Source organism: Janthinobacterium sp. MP5059B, from assembly GCF_001758645.1.
Classification (GTDB): domain Bacteria; phylum Pseudomonadota; class Gammaproteobacteria; order Burkholderiales; family Burkholderiaceae_D; genus Janthinobacterium; species Janthinobacterium lividum.
In genome coordinates, this window is record NZ_LRHX01000023.1 from 150,142 (window position 1) to 163,107 (window position 12,966).

A 12,966-nucleotide genomic window follows, 5' to 3' on the forward strand; every position below is an offset into this window, starting at 1 on the left:
TTACTCACCAATTGCTTGTTTAACTGATCAGGAAGCCGCGACCATGCGACAAAATTTGCCAGTGACTAACCGTGAAGTCCTCGTCCTGGACGATCAGGCCATCGTGTCGAAAACGGATATGAACGGCAATATCGTATATGTGAACCCCTACTTCAGCCAGGTCAGCGGCTTCAGCGAGGCAGAGCTGCTCGGTTCGCCCCAGAACATCGTGCGCCACCCGGACATGCCGGCAGAAGCGTTTGCCGACCTGTGGGCCTCGATCCAGGCCGGCACGCCGTGGACGGGCCTGGTCAAGAACCGCTGCAAGAACGGCGACTTTTACTGGGTGCGCGCCAACGTCACGCCCATCCGCGAAGCGGGCAAGACCATCGGCTACATGTCCGTGCGCGTGAAAGCGGACAAGGACCAGGTCAAGACGGCCGAAGAAGCCTATGCGGCCATCCGCAACAAGGAAGGCGGCAACATCGTCATCAAGAACGGACAGATCGTGCGCCCGGGCCTGGCGCACCTGCTGCACAACCTGACGCACATGTCGCTCAACCTACGCATCTGGGCCGCCACCTCCATCGTCAACTGTCTGCAGCTGCTGGTGTGCGTCATCAGCCTGTTCGCCAGCGGCGGAAAGATCACCAATTACGCCATCTTCGGCGCCACCCTGTTCGGCTTCCTGATCAACGTCTTCCTCTGGTACACCTTGCGCATGTCCGTGCTCAAGCCGCTGGGCAAGGCCCTGAACGGCGCGCGGGCCATTGCCGCCGGCGACCTGTCGGGCAGTTTTGAAACGGAAAGCACGGATGAAGTGGGGCAACTGCTGCGCGCGCTGCAACAGATGAACAGCAACCTGATCGCCACCATCCGCGACGTGCGCATCAACGTGGAAACCATGGCCGTGGCCACCAAGCAAATCGCCGTCGGCAATATGGACCTCTCGGGCCGCACGGAATCGCAGGCCGCCAGCCTGGAAGAGACGGCCTCGAGCATCGAGGAATTCTCGTCGACCGTGAAACAGAATGCGGACAACTCGGTGCAGGCGAATGAACTGGCCGTGGCCGCCTCGAAAGTGGCCGTGCAGGGCGGCGAGATCGTTTCCGAAGTGATCACCACCATGGACGAGATCAACACCTCGTCGAAGAAAATCGTCGACATCATCGGCCTGATCGAAGGCATCGCCTTCCAGACCAACATCCTGGCCTTGAACGCGGCCGTGGAAGCGGCGCGCGCCGGCGAGCAGGGCAGGGGCTTCGCCGTCGTGGCGGGTGAAGTGCGCAACCTGGCGCAGCGCTCGTCCGTGGCAGCCAAGGATATCAAGCAACTCATTGAAATTTCCGTCGGCAAGGTGGGCGCCGGCATGCTGCAGGTGAACCGCGCCGGCGCCACCATGGAACAAGTGGTCAGCTCCGTCAAGCAGGTGACGGCCATCATGCAGGAAATTTCCATCGCTTCGCGCGAACAGAGCATCGGCGTCGACCAGGTCAACCAGGCCATCGCCCATATGGACCAGGTGACGCAGCAGAATGCGGCCCTGGTGGAAGAAGCCGCCGCGGCCGCCACGCGCCTGGCGGAAGAAGCTGCCAGCCTGTCGCAAGCCGTGAGCCTGTTCAATTTCGGCAAGATGCCGCCACCGCGCCGCGTCGCCATGCCTGGCGGCAAATCGGGTGCTGCGGGCGCCGCGAACGCCGGCAAACCCGCCATGAAACGCCTGGCCGCCTAAACCTTTCAAGACTTCATACACACCATGCCTACACTACTCAGCAGTGCTTCCGCCGACCTGGACGCCGTCGTCGAATTCGACCCGGTCATCATCGGCAAGATGAGCCAGTCCGGCCCGCGCTACACGTCCTATCCGACCGCCGACCGTTTCCATGCCGACTTTGGCTACGGCAACTTCCTCGAAGCGCTGGCCGCCTTGCGCATGCGCGGCGGCCGCCGTCCGCTGTCGCTGTACGTGCATGTGCCGTTCTGCGACACCCTGTGCTACTACTGCGCCTGCAACAAGATCATCACGAAAGACCGCAGCAAGGCCGCTACCTATCTCAGCTATCTGAAACAGGAAATCGCCATGCAGGGCAAGCTGTTTGCCGGCATGAACCAGATCGAGCAGCTGCATTTCGGCGGCGGCACGCCCACTTACCTGAGCGAAAAGCAGATGGACGAACTGATGGCGCATTTGCGCCAGCATTTCGAGTTCGCGTCCGATGAAGACGGGGAATATTCGATCGAGATCGATCCGCGCACCGTGTCGCGCGAGCGCGTGTTTTCCCTGCGCGCGCAAGGTTTCAACCGCATCAGCCTGGGCGTGCAGGATTTCGACGCCGACGTGCAAAAGGCCGTCAACCGCATCCAGCCGGAAGCGGAAACGGTGGCCATCATGCAGGCGGCGCGCGATGCCGGTTTCCGCTCGATCAGCATCGACCTGATCTACGGCCTGCCCAAGCAAAGCCTGGATACCATGACGGAAACCTTGCGCAAGGTCATTTCCGCCAGCCCCGACCGCATCGCCCTGTACCACTACGCGCACATGCCGCACCTGTTCAAGCCGCAGCGCCGCATCCTCGACGCCGACATGCCCGACAGCGCCACCAAGCTGGCCATGCTGGGCCTGTGCATCGCGCGCCTGACGGCCGCCGGCTATGTCTACATCGGCATGGACCATTTCGCCAAGCCGACGGACGATCTGGCCGTGGCGCAGCGCCAGGGCCGTTTGCACCGCAACTTCCAGGGCTATTCCACGCGCGCGGAAGCGGACCTGATCGCCTGCGGCGTGTCGGCCATCAGTTCCGTCGGCGCCGTGTACAGCCAGAATGAGAAAACGCTCGACGCGTATTATGAAAAGCTCGACGAAGGCGTGCTGCCGATCGCGCGCGGCATCAAGCTCGACACGGACGATTTGTTGCGCCGTATCATCATCCAGATGCTGATGTGCAATTTCGAATTGTCGATCGCCAGCATCGAGCAAGCGCACCCCGTCAAATTCCGCAGCTATTTCGCCGCCGAACTGGACAAGCTGCGCGAACTGGCGCGCGACGGCTTGCTCGTCATCGAGGAAGACTGGCTGACGGTGACGCCGAAAGGACGCTTGCTGATCCGCAATATCTGCATGGTCTTCGACCGCTACCTGACCCTGGCGCGCGCCAACACGGCGCCCGACGCCGTGCAGCCGCTGCGCTACTCGAAAACGGTGTAGCGCAGCGCGATGAATGCCCTCAGCCTCGTGCCCATGTTCCTGGTCGGCCTGGCCGGCAGCGTGCACTGCATCGGCATGTGCGGCGGCATCGTCGGCGCCTTGTCGCTGGGCGGGGGCGCACCGGCGGCGCCCGTGCGCCCCGTCATTTCCATCGCCGTGGCGCGCCCCGCATTGCAGACCAGCGTGCAAGCGAACGTGCTGCGCGTGCTGGCGTACAACGGCGGACGCATAGGCAGCTACATGCTGGCTGGCGCCATGGCCGGCAGCCTGGCGGGCGCCGGCATGCTGCACCTGGCGTCATTGCAGGTGGCCGGCTACTGGCTGGCCAACCTGATGCTGGTGGCTTTGGGGCTGTACCTGATGGATGCCTGGCGCGGCCTGGCCCATCTGGAAGCGGCAGGCAATGTCGTCTGGCGCCGCGTGCGCCCGCTGCTGAAACCGCTGATGCCGATGGATACGCCGTTCAAGGCGCTGGCCGTGGGCGGCCTGTGGGGCTGGGTGCCGTGCGGCATGGTCTACAGCGCGCTGCTGACGGCCATGATGCAAGGTTCTGCCCTGAACGGCGCGGCCGCCATGGCCGCCTTCGGCCTGGGCACCCTGCCCACCCTGCTGGGCATGGGCTTGCTGGGCACGCGCTTGCGCACGCAGATGCAGCGCCGTCCCGTGCGCATCGCCAGCGGCTTGCTGGTGCTGGGCTTTGGCGTGCTGGGCCTGCTGCGCGCCGCGAATGGCGTATCGCTGGGCTGGCTCGACGCCCTGTGCGTCACGGGCCATCCATGAAAAGACGCATGAAACCAAACCTATGAATGCTGTTTTACAACCCTCCGCCTGCTTCCATTGCGGCTTGCCCGTCCCGAGCGGTTCCAGCTGGAACGTCACCATCGACGACGTGCCGCGCGCCATGTGCTGCCCCGGCTGCGAAGCGGTGGCGCAAACCATCGTCGACATCGGCCAGAGCGCGTACTACCGCGACCGCGATGAATACGCCGTCAACGCGTTTGATGCCACCCTGATGCCGCCCGAGCTGCGCCTGTACAGCAATGACGATGCACAATTCGCGCGCGACGCCAGCAGCTGCGAAGCGACCCTGTCCGTCGAAGGCATCCGCTGCGCCGCCTGCGTCTGGCTGATCGAGCGCCAGCTGACGCGCCTGCCCGGCGTGCAGGCAGCCAGCCTGAACGTCGCCACGGAGCGCCTGTACGTGCGCTGGAGCCGCGCCGAATGCGAGCCGGGCGACATCCTGCAAGCCGTGCGCCAAGTCGGCTATACGGCCTATCCGTACGACGCCGTGCGCCATGGCGAACGCCTGCAAAAAGCCAGCAAGACCCTGGGCCGCCAGCTGTTCGTGGCCGGCCTGTCGATGATGCAGGTGATGATGTACGTGGCGCCCGCCTATCTGGCCGAGGATGGCACGCTGGACGACAATATGGCCAGCCTGATGCGCTGGGCCAGCCTGCTCCTGACCCTGCCGGCCATCTGCTATTCGGCCATGCCGTTTTTCCAGGGCGCCTGGGCCAGTTTGCGCGCGCGCACCCTGGGCATGGATGTGCCCGTGGCGCTGGGCATCCTGGCGGCCTTCTTCGGCAGCGTGGTGGCGACCTTTACGGGCCGCGGCGAGGTGTATTACGACTCGGCCACAATGTTCATCTTCCTCTTGCTGTGCAGCCGCTATTTCGAGCTGCAGGCGCGCCGCAAGGCCGCCTCGGCGCTCGAGCGCCTGCAGCACGCCTTGCCCGCCTCCGCGTCGCTGATGGCGGGCTTCCCGGACAACCGCGCCACCACGCTGGTGCCTGCCGGCAGCCTGGCCATCGGTGACGTCATCCTGGTAAAACCGGGCGAGGCGATTGCCGCCGACAGCATCATCGTCGAAGGCACGAGCGCGCTCGATTTATCCCTGCTGACGGGCGAGAGCGCGGCGCAGCGCAGGAAAACCGGGGAGCGGGTGCCGGGCGGGGCGATCAACGCCAGCGCGGCGCTCATCTTGCGCGTGCTGAAACCGGCGCGCGAAAGCACCCTGTCCGACCTGTTGAAACTGATCGAACGGGCCGGCAGCGGCAAGCCGCAGATCGCGCAGTGGGCCGACAAGGTCGCCGCCTGGTTCGTGCTGGGCTTGCTGCTGTTTGCCATCGCCGTGTTCGCCTTCTGGAGCTGGCACGACCCGTCGCAGGCGTGGCCCGTGGCCATCGCCGTGCTGGTCGTCTCGTGCCCCTGCGCGCTGTCTCTCGCCACGCCGACGGCGCTGGCGGCGGCCACCGACAGCCTGCTGCGGCGCGGCGTGCTGATCGTCCAGCCGCATGTGCTGGAAACCCTGCACCGCGCCACCCACATCGTCTTCGACAAGACGGGAACCTTGACGCTGGGCCGGCCCGTGCTGCGGCAAATCGAGGGACTCGGCAGCATGAGCGAGGACGCTTGCCTGCAGGTGGCCGCCGCGCTGGAAGCGGGCAGCGCCCATCCGCTGGCGCAGGCCATCCTGGCAGCGGCAGAAGGGTTGCCAATACAGCAGCCGCGCGCACATGTAGAGCACTTGCAGGAAGTGCAGGGCCAGGGACTCGAGGGCGTGATCAATGGCGTGCGCTACCGCCTGGGCAACGCGGCCTTTGTCGCCGCCATCGCCGGGCCGCCGCTGGGCGACACGGCCGTCGGCATGCAGGGCATGACGCCGCTGTACCTGGGTACGCAGGGGCGCTGGCTGACGCGCTTCTTACTCAGCGATGCGCTGCGCCCCGAGGCGCGCGACGTGGTCGCGTATTTCCACCGGCGCGGCAAGCAGGTCGTGCTGCTTAGTGGCGACCAGGAAGCGCTGACGCAAAGCGTGGCGACGGAACTGGGCATCAACACGGCGTGCGGCGAATGCCTGCCCGATGAAAAGCTCGATTTCGTGCAGCAGTTGCAGGCGACGGGCGCCGTGGTGGCGATGGTGGGCGACGGCATCAACGACGCCGCCGTGCTGAGCGGTGCCGACGTGTCCTTCGCCATGGGTTCCGGCGCCGCCCTGGCGCAGGCGCATGCGGACACGGTGCTGCTGTCGAGCCAACTGATTTCCGTGCTCGACACGGCGAAAACAGCGGCGCGCAGCATGCGCATCATCCGCGAAAACCTGGGCTGGGCAACCCTGTACAATCTGACGGCCATCCCGGCCGCCGCGCTGGGTTTCCTGAACCCCTGGCTGTCCGGCGTCGGCATGGCTGCCAGCTCGGCCGTCGTCATCGCCAACGCCCTGCGCCTGCGGAAAGCCTGAACATGGAAGCACTCTACCTCCTGATCCCCTTGAGCGTCGTGGTCGTCTTCATCGCCCTGTGGGTGTATTTCACGGCCTCGGACGGCGGCCAGTTCGACGACCTCGTCGGACCGGGCCTGCGCGTGCTGCAGGACGACGATACGACGGCCAAGCCGGCGCCCGGCGAACCGCATCCCTGATTTCACCCGCCCGGATTGCCGGGATCTTGCATGGCTTTTTTGACCGAAATATCACTTTATTTCGATGCCAGTTCGCTACGCTTATTTCATCCGGGGAATTTTGATCCACATCAAAGTTTTTTCGCGGTCAAACACTTACTCTCTGGCCACCATCATAAATAGTAATTCCAGGGAGAGTCTTTGTGGATCAATCGCTGAACTATAACTACAAGATCGTGAAGCAATTCGCGGTCGCTACTGTGGTATGGGGCATCATCGGCATGCTGGTTGGCGTTATCATCGCCGCTCAGCTGGCCTGGCCTGCCCTGAACCTCGACATACCATGGCTGACATACGGACGCTTGCGTCCGCTGCACACGAATGCGGTGATTTTCGCCTTCGGCATCTGCGGCCTGTTCGCTACTTCGTACTACGTTGTCCAGCGCACCTGCCAGGTGCGCCTGTTTTCCGACAAACTGGCCGCCTTCACGTTCTGGGGCTGGCAAGCGGTGATCCTGTGCGCCGTCGTCACCCTGCCCTTGGGCATGACACGCGGCAAGGAATACGCCGAACTGGAATGGCCTATCGCCATCCTCATCGCCGTCGTCTGGATCGCCTACGCCATCGTTTTCTTCGGCACCCTGATCAAGCGCAAGGTCAAGCACATCTACGTGGCCAACTGGTTCTTCGGCGCCTATATCCTGGCCGTGACGATCTTGCACGTGGTCAATGGCGCCGTCATGCCAGCCTCGTTCACCAAGTCGTATTCCGCGTATGCGGGCGTGCAGGACGCGATGATCCAGTGGTGGTACGGCCATAACGCGGTGGGTTTCATCCTGACCGCCGGCTACCTGGGCATGGTCTACTACTTCATCCCGAAACAGGCCGAGCGCCCCGTGTACTCGTACCGTCTGTCGATCGTCCACTTCTGGGCGCTGATCTTCACCTACATGTGGGCCGGCCCGCATCACCTGCACTACACGGCATTGCCTGACTGGACGCAATCGATCGGCATGGTCTTCTCGCTGGTCCTCCTGGCACCAAGCTGGGGCGGCATGATCAACGGCATCATGACCCTGTCGGGCGCCTGGCACAAGCTGCGCACCGATCCGATCCTGAAATTCATGATCGTCTCGCTGTCGTTCTACGGCATCGCCACCTTCGAAGGTCCGATGATGTCGATCAAGACCATCAACTCGCTGTCGCACTACACCGACTGGACCGTTGCCCACGTGCATGCGGGCGCCCTGGGCTGGGTGGGCTTCATCACCATGGGTTCGATCTACTACCTGCTGCCGCGCCTGGCGGGCCGCACGCAGATGCACAGCACGCGCCTGGTCGACGTGCACTTCTGGGTGGCCACCATCGGCATCGTGCTGTACATCGCCGCAATGTGGATCGCCGGCGTGATGCAGGGCCTGATGTGGCGCGCGGTCAATCCGGACGGCACCCTGACCTACACCTTTGTCGAGAGCGTGAAAGCGACGTATCCGTACTACGTGGTGCGCGTGGCCGGTGGCCTGCTGTACCTGTCGGGTATGTGCATCATGGGCTACAACACCTGGATGACGCTGCGCGGCAGCAAACTCCCCGTCGCCCGCATTCCGGAACTGAACGCGGCGCACGCCTGATAGGAGCGAAAGCAAATGAAATTTTCACATGCATGGATTGAAAGAAACCCCTGGCTGCTGATCGCCCTGGTCACGGTGGTGATCAGCATCGGCGGCGCCGTCGAGATCGTTCCCCTGTTCTTCCAGAAGAGCACGACGGAGCCGGTCGCCGGCCTGAAACCGTACTCGCCGCTGCGCCTGGCGGGCCGCGACATCTACGTGCGCGAAGGCTGCTACAACTGCCACTCGCAGATGGTGCGTCCGCTGCGCGCGGAAACGGAACGCTATGGCCACTATTCGGTCGCCGGCGAATTCGTCTACGACCGTCCGTTCCAGTGGGGTTCCAAGCGCACGGGCCCCGACCTGGCCCGCGTGGGCGCGCGCTACAGCGACGAATGGCACCGCACGCACTTGAACAACCCGCGCGACGTGGTGCCCGAGTCGAACATGCCGTCCTACCCCTGGCTGGCGAAGACCAAGCTGGTGCCTGACGACATCATGCCGAAGATGCGCGCCCTGAAACGCCTGGGCCAGCCGTACAGCGATGAAGAGATCGCCGCCGGCCCCGCGCAGCTGCAGGACAAGACGGAAGAAGACGCCCTGGTCGCCTATCTGCAAGGCCTCGGTACATTAATCAAAACAAGGAATTAGCATGGCAATCGAAAACCTGTTTGACAGCGCCAGCAGCGTCATGACGGTGGTTTCCTTTACGACGTTCGTGGGCATCCTGTGGTGGACGTTCAGCCGCAGCAACAGCGACTTCGACGCGGCGGCCCGCCTGCCGTTCGCCGACGACGCGCTCGACTATCCGGCCGAGGCCGAAATGACCCTGGCGAAGGAGCATAACCATGGCTGACTTTACCAATGGCTTCTGGAATATCTACATCATCGTGCTGTCCCTGCTGGGCATCATCGGCTGCGGCGTGCTGCTGTACTCGCAGTCGAAAATCAAAGTGGTCGAGGGCGCCCCCGCTGACGGCACCACGGGCCACGTCTGGGACGAGGACTTGAAGGAACTCAATACGCCGATGCCGCGCTGGTGGATGTGGTTGTTCTACATCACCATCGTCTTCTCCCTGGCGTACCTGTTCCTGTATCCGGGCCTGGGCAACTATGCCGGCAGCCTGGGCTGGAAATCGACGGGCCAGTACGAGGAAGAACTGAAGAAGGCGGAAGCCGACTACGGTCCCCTGTTCAACAAGTACCTGAGCCAGGACTTGAAGACGGTGGCCGCCGATCCGCAGGCGCAAGCCATCGGCCAGCGCCTGTTCCTGACCTACTGCGCGCAATGCCACGGTTCGGATGCACGCGGCAACAAGGGCTTCCCCAACCTGACCGACAAGGACTGGCTGTATGGCGGCGAACCCGACATCATCAAGACCACCATCATGCACGGCCGCAATGGGCAGATGCCACCGATGGGCGCCGCCCTGGGCTCCGAAAAGGATGTCGAGAACGTGGCCCATTATGTGCTGAGCCTGTCCGGCTCGACCTCGGATCCCGTCAAGTCCGTGCTGGGCAAGGCCAAGTTCGGCGCCTGCATGGCCTGTCATGGCGCCGATGCCAAGGGTAACCAGATGCTGGGCGCGCCGAACCTGACGGACAAGACCTGGCTGTACGGCGGCAGCGCCGACACCATCATGGAAACCGTACGCAAGGGACGCAGCAACACCATGCCGGCCTTCAGCGATTTCCTCGGCGAATCCAAGGTACACGTGCTGTCGGCGTATGTCTGGAGCCTGTCGAATCCGCAGGCGCCCGCAAAGTAAAAATGGAACCTCAAGTCATCAAGATGTATGCGGCCCGCGAGCAAATCTACCCTCGCGAGGCCAAAGGACGCTACGCTACCTGGCGATGGGTATGCGTATGGCTTACCCAGCTGGCGTTCTACGGCTTGCCGTGGTTGACCTGGAATGGCAGGCAAGCCCTGCTGTTCGATTTGACCACGCGCAAGTTCTACATTTTCGGCGTCGTGCTGTGGCCCCAGGATTTCATCTATCTGGCGGCCCTGCTGATCATCTGTGCGTATTTGTTGTTCCTCGTCACGGCCATTGCCGGGCGGGTGTGGTGCGGGTTCTCCTGCCCGCAAACGGTATACACGGAAATTTTCCTGTGGGTCGAACGCCGCATCGAGGGCACGCGCAGCGCGCGCATGGCCCTCGACAAGCAGGGCCCCTCCGTGCGCAAGGCCTTCAAGAAGACGGCCAAGCACCTGGTATGGGGCGCCATCGCCCTGTGGACGGGCTTTACCTTTGTCGGCTACTTCACGCCGATCAAGGAACTGGCGCAGTCGGTGACCACCCTCAATTTCGGTCCCTGGGAATGGTTCTGGGTCTTGTTCTACAGCCTGGCAACCTACGGCAACGCGGGCTGGCTGCGCGAGCAGGTGTGCAAATACATGTGCCCCTACGCGCGCTTCCAGAGCGCCATGTTCGACCAGGACACGCTGATCATCACCTACGATGCCAAGCGCGGCGAACCGCGTGGCGCCATGAGCAAGAAGGCCGGCAACAACGACAAGCTGGGCGATTGCATCGACTGTACCCTGTGCGTGCAGGTGTGTCCGACCGGCATCGATATCCGTAACGGCCTGCAGTATGAATGCATCGGCTGCGCCGCCTGCGTCGATGCCTGCAACAGCGTGATGGACAAGGTCGAGCGGCCGCGCGGCCTGATACGCTACAGCACCGACCATGCGATGGAAAACAACTTCAATTCGAAGCAGATACGCCAGCGCGCCATGCGCCCGCGCGTCTTGATCTACACTTCCATCCTGGCCCTGATCATCATCGCCGTGTGTACCTCGCTGGCCCTGCGCACGCCCCTGAAAATGGACGTGATCCGCGACCGCGGTTCGATGGGACGCGAAGTCGAAGACGGCATGATCGAAAACGTCTACCGCCTGCAGATCATGAATACGTCCGAGCAAAGCCAGCATTTTAAAATCAGCGCTTCCGGCTTGCCGGGCCTGACCTTGCTGACGCGCGAAGAAGTGACCTTGCAGCCGACGGAAACGCTGGGCTGGCCGATCCGCCTGCGCGTGCCGCACGGCGTCGGCGAGAAGGGCTCGAACAAGATTGCGATCGAATTGCAATCGCTGGACGATCCATCGCTGCATGTGCGTGAAAGCGCGGTATTCATCGTGCCACGTTAACAAGGAAAGGCGGACGGGGACCGGGTGCCCTCGCCGCCGCCACGAAGTTGCAGGAAGGCCGGTCCCCATGCGGGGACTGGCTGATTAAACAGGAGAAACACCATGTCCGACAGTCTGAAACTGCAACCCCCCGTTGCACCGTGGTACAAGCATCGCTGGCCATGGCTGCTGATGATCGGTCCCGGCCTGTCCGTGGTCGTCGGCAGCTTCATGGGCTATATCGCGTTTACGCAGCCCGATGCGCTGGTGGTGGGCGATTATTACAAGCAGGGCAAGGCGATCAACCAGGATTTGAAGCGCGACACGATCGCCAGCGACCTGGCCATGGATACGCGCCTGTCATATGACGTGGCTGCAGCGCGCCTCAGTGGTTCCGTGCACAGCTTCGGCAAGGCTTATCAGGCGCCGCTGCAGCTGCACCTGGCGCATGCGACCCTGCCGGAAAAGGATATCAAGCTGCTGGTGCAGCCCGATGCGGCCGGCAATTTTTCCGTGGCACTGCCGATGCTCGAGCGCAGCCGCTGGCAAGTGCTGGTGGAAAACGACAAACGCGAGTGGCGCCTGTCCGGCATCTGGACCTGGCCCCTGCAACGCAGCATCGCGCTGCATGCGGACGAGGAACTGTAAGTCTTATTTGCAGACGTCCGTGCCGGCCGTAATGGCTTTCAACTTGGCCGGCTGCAGGATTTCGATCTCGCGGTTCGAGACGCGCAGCCAGCCTTCCTTCTTGAATTTCGACAATAAGCGGCTGACGCTTTCGATCGTCAGGCCCAGATAGTTGCCGATTTCCTCGCGCGACATGCGCAGCTGGAAATTGCTGCCCGAATAGCCGCGTGCTTCATAGCGCGACGCCAGGTTGACGATGAAGGCGGCAAAACGCTGGGTCGCCTGCATATTGCCCAGCAATAGCATGACGCTTTGCTCGCGCGTGATTTCCTGGCTCATCATGCGGTGGAAATGACGCAGCAGGGTCGGCATATTGCCCAGCAATTGTTCCAGGCTGGAAAACGGAATTTCACACACTTCGCTGTCTTCCAGCGCCACGGCATTACAGTGGTGGCGGTCGGCGCTGATGGCATCCATGCCCAGCAGTTCACCGGCCATCTGGAAACCCGTTACCTGCTCTTCACCACCCGGATTGATCTGGTAGGTCTTGAAGTGCCCCAGGCGGATCGCGTACAGGTTCTGGAACGAGTCGCCGATGCGGAACAGCGAGGCCCCGCGCACGATCTTGCGGCGGCGGCCGATGATCTGGTCCAGCCTATCCATGTCGCCCACATCAAGCCCCATCGGCAGGCACAATTGATGCATGCTGCAGGTCGAGCATCGTGCACGCAACGCCTCCACGTTCACGGTGGGCAAGGTGGGAGTGAGTAGCGCTTCAGTCATGTCGGTACCTTTTAGAAAATGCAACAACAAGTTTACTGCATACAGCTGCATACAGGGTTGCCGTATGCCAATTTCACCGTAAATTCGGCGAATAAACGACGTCCAGCCTTTAATTATATGGCAACATCGTCAAAAGCCCATACGGGGCGGGCAATTTGCGCGGCGGCGCTTGCCAAGCTGGGGTATTGATAGGAAAATTCCTGACAGCATTATCTGCCGCCTGTGCCGCC

The 12,966-nt window shown here is 62.7% G+C and carries 12 protein-coding genes; 11 read left to right on the top strand and 1 reads right to left on the bottom strand.

The annotated features are described in order from the left end of the window. Positions 1 to 43: 43 nt before the first annotated feature. From JAB1_RS28260 to JAB1_RS28310, 11 genes are all read left to right on the top strand, one after another. Positions 44 to 1,711, top strand: coding sequence for a PAS domain-containing methyl-accepting chemotaxis protein (locus JAB1_RS28260; RefSeq protein ID WP_070278459.1), 1,668 nt, complete (start codon positions 44 to 46; stop codon positions 1,709 to 1,711). A 24-nt stretch (positions 1,712 to 1,735) separates the two neighbouring features. Beyond that, a complete protein-coding gene (gene hemN / locus JAB1_RS28265) occupies positions 1,736 to 3,184 on the top strand; it encodes an oxygen-independent coproporphyrinogen III oxidase (RefSeq protein ID WP_070278461.1) in 1,449 nt (482 codons plus the stop codon). A gap of 9 nt (positions 3,185 to 3,193) precedes the next feature. Continuing rightward, positions 3,194 to 3,964, top strand: a complete 771-nt coding sequence (locus tag JAB1_RS28270) for a sulfite exporter TauE/SafE family protein (RefSeq protein ID WP_070278463.1) — start codon at positions 3,194 to 3,196, stop codon at positions 3,962 to 3,964. 22 nt (positions 3,965 to 3,986) lie between these two features. Continuing rightward, positions 3,987 to 6,425: a heavy metal translocating P-type ATPase gene (locus JAB1_RS28275; protein WP_070278465.1), complete on the top strand. Its 2,439-nt coding sequence runs from the start codon at positions 3,987 to 3,989 to the stop codon at positions 6,423 to 6,425. A gap of 2 nt (positions 6,426 to 6,427) precedes the next feature. Beyond that, positions 6,428 to 6,604: a cbb3-type cytochrome oxidase assembly protein CcoS gene (ccoS, locus tag JAB1_RS28280; protein WP_034782725.1), complete on the top strand. Its 177-nt coding sequence runs from the start codon at positions 6,428 to 6,430 to the stop codon at positions 6,602 to 6,604. Positions 6,605 to 6,786: 182 nt separating this feature from the next. Continuing rightward, positions 6,787 to 8,214: a cytochrome-c oxidase, cbb3-type subunit I gene (gene ccoN / locus JAB1_RS28285; protein WP_034782722.1), complete on the top strand. Its 1,428-nt coding sequence runs from the start codon at positions 6,787 to 6,789 to the stop codon at positions 8,212 to 8,214. A gap of 15 nt (positions 8,215 to 8,229) precedes the next feature. Further along, positions 8,230 to 8,844 (top strand): cytochrome-c oxidase, cbb3-type subunit II, encoded by a 615-nt coding sequence (gene ccoO, locus JAB1_RS28290; RefSeq protein ID WP_070278467.1) that lies wholly within the window; start codon positions 8,230 to 8,232, stop codon positions 8,842 to 8,844. 1 nt (position 8,845) lies between these two features. Further along, positions 8,846 to 9,049, top strand: coding sequence for a cbb3-type cytochrome c oxidase subunit 3 (locus tag JAB1_RS28295; protein WP_034782719.1), 204 nt, complete (start codon positions 8,846 to 8,848; stop codon positions 9,047 to 9,049). Next, a complete protein-coding gene (gene ccoP, locus JAB1_RS28300; RefSeq protein WP_070278469.1) occupies positions 9,042 to 9,962 on the top strand; it encodes a cytochrome-c oxidase, cbb3-type subunit III in 921 nt (306 codons plus the stop codon). Before JAB1_RS28295 ends, ccoP begins: the two co-directional genes overlap by 8 nt. Before the next feature lie 2 nt (positions 9,963 to 9,964). Beyond that, positions 9,965 to 11,347 carry a cytochrome c oxidase accessory protein CcoG gene (gene ccoG, locus JAB1_RS28305; RefSeq protein WP_034782714.1) on the top strand — a complete coding sequence of 461 codons (1,383 nt, stop codon included), beginning with the start codon at positions 9,965 to 9,967 and terminating at the stop codon, positions 11,345 to 11,347. A 102-nt stretch (positions 11,348 to 11,449) separates the two neighbouring features. Beyond that, a complete protein-coding gene (locus JAB1_RS28310) occupies positions 11,450 to 11,974 on the top strand; it encodes a FixH family protein (protein WP_070257879.1) in 525 nt (174 codons plus the stop codon). A 3-nt stretch (positions 11,975 to 11,977) separates the two neighbouring features. On the opposite strand, the gene fnr is transcribed toward JAB1_RS28310, so the two are convergent. Next, positions 11,978 to 12,736, bottom strand: coding sequence for a fumarate/nitrate reduction transcriptional regulator Fnr (gene fnr / locus JAB1_RS28315; protein ID WP_034782711.1), 759 nt, complete (start codon positions 12,734 to 12,736; stop codon positions 11,978 to 11,980). Positions 12,737 to 12,966 lie beyond the last annotated feature (230 nt).